Below are 6,304 nucleotides of genomic sequence, written 5' to 3'. Positions count from 1 at the left end.
GGGCGGGGCGGCGCGAAGCGCTCCGCCGTGGCGTACCGGATCGGCCCCGTCACGAGACCGCCCCTGCGGGTGGCCGGATCTGCCCCCAACCGCCCTCCCGGCTCGACGCGGTGATGGGCCCGCCGCACGACCGCCGTCCGCAGAGCGAGGACTGCCTGCACCTGACCGTCACCACGCCCGCCAGGGACGGCGGGGCCCGGCCCGTGCTCGTTTGGCTGCACGGCGGCGGCTTCAGCAGCGGTGGGGGCATCCTCGACTGGTACGACGGGGGAGCGCTCGCCGCCGAGGGAGACGCCGTGGTGGTCGGCGTCAACTACCGCCTCGGCGCCCTGGGCTACCTCGTTCTCGACGGGGTCAGCGACGGCAACCTCGGCCTCCTCGACCAGCTCGAAGCCCTCCGCTGGGTCCGCGACCACATCGCGGACTGGGGCGGCGATCCCGGCAACGTCACCGTGTTCGGACAGTCCGCGGGCGCCCTCTCGATCCGGCTGCTGATGGCCGTACCCGAAGCCGACGGGCTCTTCCGGCGCGCCGTGCTGCAGAGCGCGCCCCTGCCCGTGGCGGCCCGCCCCCGCCAGCAGGCCCACGACATCGGACGCATGTTCGCCGACCACCTCGGCGGCGACCCGCGCACCGCCGCCCCCGAGGCGCTGCTGGTGGCCCAAGGCCGTACCGCCGCGGACCACCAGCGCCGCTCGGGCAGCACTCTGGAACCTCCGTTCACCCCGGTGACCGGCGCCGCGCCCCTCGCGGGACCGGGACTCGGCCTCACCGCGCGCGCCGGGGAACTGGACGTCATGTACGGGTGGAACGCGGAGGACATGTCCGCCTTCCCGCCGCTCTCCGGCCGCACCGACACGGTCACCGAGCGGACCCGCCAGGTCTACGAGACGCCGCTCGCCCATTTCGGCGGGCAGTTGCGCCAGTCCGGGGCCCGCGTCCACGCCTACCGCCTCGACTGGCGGCCCGCCGGGTCACCGCTGGGTGCCACCCACTGCGTCGAACTTCCCCTGCTTCTCGGCTCCCGGGACGCATGGCGAGGCTCACCGATGCTCGGCGAGACGGCCTGGGAGGACGTCGAGTCCCTCGGCCGTGCCGTGCGCGCCCGCTGGCTGGCCTTCGCCCGCACCGGAGACCCGGGAGCACTGCCCGCACCGCTCGTGTCCGTCGGCCCGTGAGGCGCGGTCGGTGACCTGCCGCGGGGCCCCGGCTACCAGGGGCGGATGGGCCGGGTGCCGGTGCGGCGGCCCTGCTCGTCCAGCAGGTGGCCCATCCGCTTGACCGTGCGCAGGCCGACGATGCGGTCGGTGACGGTGAGGGAGGGCAGCCGGGCGCACAGGGCCGTCTCGCGGCGCTGGATGTCCCCCACGCCGGGCAGCCAGAGCGTGACGAGGATGTTGTCCCGCCCCGTGACGGCGGCGACCAGACGGCACTCGGGCAGGGCGGCGAGCGTACGGTGAATGGCGTTGACGTCGCGGGCCGGCGCCCGGCCCAGGAAGGTGACGGGCACGGGCAGGCCCGTCAACCCCTCCGCCATGTCGCAGCGGAAGACGATCACCCCCGACTCGGTGAGGCGGCGCAGCCTGCGCCGCACCGTGGCCGGGCTCGCGCCGGTGTGCTCCGCGAGCGCGGCGAACCCGGACCGCCCGTCGCGGACGAGGACGTCGAGCAGGTCGCGGTCGACGCGGTCCAGGCCGACGGAGGAGACCGCATCGCGCGGCCGTGCCCCGGCCCTTCCCAGCGCCGCCAGTTGGGCCGCGTCCAGGGAACGCAGCCGCCAGCGGCTCCCCTCCACCGGCAGTGACGTGGTCAGGAGCGTGTCCACCCCGGTGACGCCGGGCAGCCGCTCCAGGCGTTCGAGGACCAGAGCGGTCAGTGACGGCAGGTCGGGCGCCAGCACGTCGAGCAGCAGCGAGGCCGAGCCGGAAGCCGTGAGCTCGACCGTGACGACCTCGTGCAGACCGGCCAGCCGCTCGGCGAGCCGGCCGCGGGCACCCGGGCGGCAGCGCACCAGCACGAAGGCGGTGCAGCGGGTGCGGGAGAACTCCCGCCCCGGCGCCGCGTACACCCAGGCCAGCCCCGCACCGGCCAGCCGCTCCCAGCGCCGCGCGAGAGTGCCGGGCGTGACGCCCAGAGGCGGAGCCAGTTCGGCCCAGGACGCCCTGGGGCGCAGTTGCAGCGCGTGGACCAGAGCGAGGTCCAGCTCGCTGGCGACGACCGTTTCCCGCATGCGTACCGGCTCTCGTGCCCGTTTCCGAAGAACTTCCCGACCCTTGCGGCCGGTGCCCGCACAGTAGCCGCCACATCGGTTTCCAGCCACCAGAAGGGGTGAGGCAACTGTGGCCGCAGGCATCGGTTCGGGGCGGGGACTGCTGGCGACCATGGCGGTCGTCGTGGTGTGCAGCGGAGTCGTCCAGGGCTACCTCACTCCGCTGCTGCCGGGTATCGGAGCCCACATCGGGGTCGGCAGCGTCGGCCAGAACAACCTCTACCTCCTCTCCCAGCTCGCCTTCGCGGTGATGACGCCGCTGCTCTCACGCCTCGGCGACCTGTACGGGCACCGCAGGGTGCTGCGGGTGTCCGTATCGATGGTGACGGGCGGCTCGCTGCTGATGGCGGCATGGCCCGCCACGCCCACCCTGGCCCTCGGCATGGGCTTGCAAGGGGCGGTGGTCGGATTCTTCCCGCTGCTCGCCGGCATTCTGCGCTCCCGTGCACCCGAGTTGGGCCGCACCGGAATGTCCGTACTGGTCGGGGCCCTGCTCGTCTCGATCGGCGGCGGCGGGCTCGTCGCGGGAACGCTCAGCGAGGGGCACGCCGTGGCCGGGCTGTGGACGGCGGTTCCGCTGGGTGCCGCGGCGCTGGTCGCCGCGCTCCTGCTGCCCGAGGGCAGCGCGGCGCGTGGCGGGCACTTCCACTTCGGCGCGGCGACCCTGCTGACCCTGGGGCTGGTGGCGCTCGTCCTCGTCCTGGCGCAGGGCGGCAGCTGGGGCTGGGCCTCGCCCGCCTCCTGCGGCACGGCCGCGCTGGCGCTCGCCCTGCTCGCCGCCTGGGTCGCGGTCGAACACCGGGCGGCGCACCCGCTGGTGAAGGTGCGGCTGCTGCGCGGCTCGCGGCTCGCCGTGGTCAACGTGCACACCTTTCTGCCTCGCCTTCGGCACGATCGGCTTCCTCGGCGCGAACGCGGTCTTCCTCGGCACCGACCCCGACGAGGCGGGCTACGGCATGGGCTGGGGATCGCGCACGATCGCGCTCGTCTCACTCGCCATGGTCGTCATCGGGTGCCTGGGCTCCACGGCGACCCCGCGGCTGGCCGGGCGCGTGGGCGACAAGACGATGCTCGCCCTCGGCGGCGCCGTGTGCGCGGCGGGCTTCCTCACCATGACCGCGGGCAACGGCTCGGCAGCCCCCTACCTCGTGGGTGCGCTCCTGGTCGGCCTGGCCACCGGCATCTTCGAGGCGGTCACCCGCACCCTCGCGGCGGAGGTCGTCGACGAGGACGAGACGGCGCTCTCCGTCGGACTCAACGAACTGGCCCTCTCCCTGGGCGCGGCCATCGGCGCGGCCGTGATCGGTGCCCTGTTCGCGGCACACCACTCCACGGCCCCCGGCGGCCCCCTCACCCTGGCGGCCTTCCGCTGGAGCTGGAGCGTGTGCGCCGGGGTCGCCCTGCTGGGCGCCGTCGTCGGACTGGCCTTCCGCCACGGCACGGCCGGGCACGGGCGCACCCCCGTACGACCGGCACAGCCCCTCACACGGAACGGAGACGCGGTATGAAGGACTCGACGACACGGGCGGCGCGGCCGGCGCCGGCGGACGCGTACCAACGCGAGTCGGCGGACGCGTACCAACGCGAGCCGGCCGCCGGGGTGTCCGGCGCCGTCGAGCAGTGGCGCGCGCGCCTGCTCGCCCTGAGCCACAGCCTGCACGCGGAACCCGAGACCGCGTTGGAGGAGCACAGGTCGGCCGCGAAGATCGGGGACCTCCTCGACGCGGCGGGCTTCGCGGTGACCCGCGGCGTCGCCGGACTGCCGACCGCGCTCGTGGCCGACTACGGCACCGGCGATCTGACCGTGGCCCTGTGCGCGGAGTACGACGCGCTTCCCGGCATCGGACACGCCTGCGGCCACAACGTGAACGGTGCGGCTGCGGTCGGCGCGGCGCTGGGTCTCGCGGCGGTCGCCGACCGGATCGGCGTGCGCGTGCGACTCGTCGGCACACCGGCGGAGGAGGACGTCGGCGGCAAGGCCCTGCTGCTGAAGGCCGGAGTCTTCGACGGTGTGGCGGCGGCCATGATGGTGCACGCGGCGCCCGTCGACACGGTCGGCGCCTCGTCGTTGGCGATCGGGGCCTGGGACGTCACCTTCCACGGCAGGCCGGCCCACGCCGCCCTCGCTCCGTGGGAAGGCGTCAACGCGCTGGACGCCATGACCGTCGCGCAGACCGCGCTGGGCCTGCTGCGCCAGCATCTGACGCCCGGCACGCTGGTGCACGGGATCGTCACCGACGGTGGGCAGGCGGTGAACGTCGTGCCCGCGCGCACCCGGGCGCGCTACGAGCTGCGGGCGCCCACGGCCGAGCAGCTCGCCCAGCTCAGGGCGCGCGTGCGCGCCTGCTTCGAGGCCGGCGCCCTGGCCTCCGGCGCCGAACTGGAGCTGGCGCAGCACGGCGAGGACTTCGCCGAGCTGCGCCAGGACCCCTTCATGACCGAGGCCTACGTGCGGGCGGCGGGCGCACTGGGGCGTACGCCCGAGCCCCGGCACGGGGAGCTGATGGCCTCCACGGACATGGGCAACGTCTCCCACGCCGTGCCGACGATCCACCCGACCGTCGGCTACGAGACGCACGGCGCCCTCCAGCACACGGCCGAGTTCGCCGCGTACGGCACGAGCGAGGGGGCCGACCGCGCGGTGCTGGACGGGGCGAGGGCCCTGGCGCACGTCGGCGTGGAACTGGCCACAAACGAGGCGCAGCGCCGCCGCCTCCTCGACGGTGTGGCGCGCCGGTCCCGGGAGGGCGCGCCACACTGACCGGCGCGCCGCCGCCTCAGCGGCCGAGCCGCACCCGGTGCACCTGGTCCTCGCCCGCCGGTCCCGAGCCCGACTTGTCCACGACGTAGGCGGCGGTCCTGGAGACGGTGACGTGGTTCGGGTTCGGCCCTGTGGCCAGGGACTCGACCACGGTGCCGCGGCGCGGGTCGATGACGCTGAGGTCGCCCGCCGTCCGGTTGGCGGCCAGCACCCGGCCCGAGCGCGGGTCGGTGGCGACGGACAGTGTGCCCTCCCCGGTCGGTACGGACTTGGTGACCTCGCCCTTGCGCAGGTCCACCACCGAGACGGTGCCGGCTTCCTGGTTCGCGGTGTAGGCGGTGCGTCCGTCGCGGGAGAGGGCGACGGAGATCGGGCCGTCGCCCGCGGGGATGGTGGTGGGCTCCTTGGCGTGCGGGGAGAGGGCGAGGATGCGGTCACCGTCGAGGTCGGCGGCGTAGACGGTGCCGGTGCGCTCGTTGACGGCGAGCCCGGTGGGGGAGGAGCCCTCGACCGTGACGCGCTTGGTCTCCTGGTGGGTGCGGGTGTCGAAGGCGACGAGTGTGCCGTTTCCGAAGCCGCTGGCCCACGCCGTGTTGTGCCGTTCGTCGACGACGACCTCGCGGGCGTGCTCGACGCCTTCGAGCGTCGCCAGGTGCTTGCCGTCGCGCTGGCTGTAGACGGCCACCGAGTTGTCGCGGGTGTTGGTCGTCCAGACCGTGTTGTGCTCGTCGTCCACGGCGACGCCGTAGACCGCCTCGACGGCGCCGGTCGCCGGGTCGGTGACCGGCGGCTGGAGGGTGTCCTTCACCTTCAGGGTGCGGGGATCGACCTTGAGCAGCGCGGACTCGGTCACCGGCGGGCGGCCCACGGCCGAGGTCGTCCACAGCACGTGGTTCCGCTCGGAGTACGCGGACTGGTAGAGGCCGGTCGTCAGGGGTGCGGAGGTGACGTGCGCGCCGCGGTGGTGGGCGGGTTGCGCGGGCGCGGCGGTGGCGGTGGCCGTCTGCGTCAGCGTGCTGCCGGCGGCGAGGGCCACGGCGACGGCGGCGGTACGGCGGATACGGCAGGTCAGTGTGGTCATGCTGCGTCGGTCTCCTCGGTGTGCGCGCCTCCTGGGTGGAGGCGGACAGGGGTTAACTTAGCTTAGCCTTACCTAAGTTTCACCCTCCGGGGGTAAGCTGCTGCCCACTCGCACGCCGCGCCACCCGGAGCCCAGCACCATGACCACCACCGCGCCGCCCGAGGGCGCACCGCACCACCCGCCCCGGCTGCCC

The 6,304-nt window shown here is 74.6% G+C and carries 6 protein-coding genes; 3 read left to right on the top strand and 3 right to left on the bottom strand.

The window, feature by feature from the left end; translation table 11 throughout:
• On the top strand, positions 1-1,178 hold a 1,178-nt coding region (locus AB8Z75_RS30110; protein WP_369207500.1), incomplete at its 5' end, for a carboxylesterase family protein.
• A 32-nt stretch (positions 1,179-1,210) separates the two neighbouring features.
• On the opposite strand, the gene AB8Z75_RS30105 is transcribed toward AB8Z75_RS30110, so the two are convergent.
• Positions 1,211-2,230 carry an Lrp/AsnC family transcriptional regulator gene (locus AB8Z75_RS30105; RefSeq protein ID WP_369207498.1) on the bottom strand — a complete coding sequence of 340 codons (1,020 nt, stop codon included), beginning with the start codon at positions 2,228-2,230 and terminating at the stop codon, positions 1,211-1,213.
• 258 nt (positions 2,231-2,488) lie between these two features.
• Complete coding sequence (locus tag AB8Z75_RS30100; protein ID WP_369207496.1) at positions 2,489-3,130, bottom strand: hypothetical protein; 642 nt, start codon at positions 3,128-3,130, stop codon at positions 2,489-2,491.
• 32 nt (positions 3,131-3,162) lie between these two features.
• Between AB8Z75_RS30100 and AB8Z75_RS30095 the strand changes: the two genes are divergently transcribed.
• Positions 3,163-3,777 (top strand): MFS transporter, encoded by a 615-nt coding sequence (locus AB8Z75_RS30095; protein ID WP_369207502.1) that lies wholly within the window; start codon positions 3,163-3,165, stop codon positions 3,775-3,777.
• On the top strand, positions 3,774-5,030 hold the full coding sequence (locus AB8Z75_RS30090; RefSeq protein ID WP_369207494.1) for an amidohydrolase: 1,257 nt from the start codon (positions 3,774-3,776) through the stop codon (positions 5,028-5,030). The genes AB8Z75_RS30095 and AB8Z75_RS30090 overlap by 4 nt, the downstream gene beginning before the upstream one ends.
• Before the next feature lie 16 nt (positions 5,031-5,046).
• Here AB8Z75_RS30090 and AB8Z75_RS30085 read toward each other — a convergent pair whose 3' ends face one another.
• Positions 5,047-6,111 carry a YncE family protein gene (locus AB8Z75_RS30085; RefSeq protein ID WP_369207492.1) on the bottom strand — a complete coding sequence of 355 codons (1,065 nt, stop codon included), beginning with the start codon at positions 6,109-6,111 and terminating at the stop codon, positions 5,047-5,049.
• Between the last annotated feature and the right edge of the window lie 193 nt (positions 6,112-6,304).

Source organism: Streptomyces sp. PU-14G, assembly GCF_041028275.1.
Classification (GTDB): Bacteria; Actinomycetota; Actinomycetes; order Streptomycetales; family Streptomycetaceae; genus Streptomyces.
The sequence above is the reverse complement of the archived record's forward strand: the minus strand, read 5'-3'. Positions and strand labels throughout refer to the sequence as shown.